The organism is Psychrobacter sp. TB20-MNA-CIBAN-0197 (genome assembly GCF_040309765.1).
Lineage (GTDB): Bacteria > Pseudomonadota > Gammaproteobacteria > Pseudomonadales > Moraxellaceae > Psychrobacter > Psychrobacter submarinus.
Genome location: NZ_JBEOPC010000467.1, coordinates 1 through 277, shown reverse-complemented (window position 1 = coordinate 277; position 277 = coordinate 1). Strand labels below are relative to the sequence as shown.

Annotated in this window: 1 protein-coding gene; it reads right to left on the bottom strand. The window is 39.7% G+C overall.

The window, feature by feature from the left end:
• On the bottom strand, positions 1–277 hold a 277-nt coding region (locus tag AAEY83_RS14525), incomplete at both ends, for a hypothetical protein (protein ID WP_351059962.1).

Below are 277 nucleotides of genomic sequence, written 5' to 3'. Positions count from 1 at the left end.
CACCTATAGCGTAGCTTTCTTGATTATCTTGCCCTGGTTCATCGGCAACACTATTGCGGCTGTTATCAAGCGTAAACGCATCGTAACCATTGTTTATGTCAATATAGTGAAGGTTTAACTCAGTATTTAAATGCTTTGTAAGCTGACTGTTTATTTTAAAGCGGGCTACTTGTTCGTCTTGATTTTGTGTTTCGTCATTTAAGTACAAGTTATCTACGTAACCGTCTGACTTTCTGCGAAAGTAGCTAACGCGTGCGCTAGTGTCATCTGTTAAACC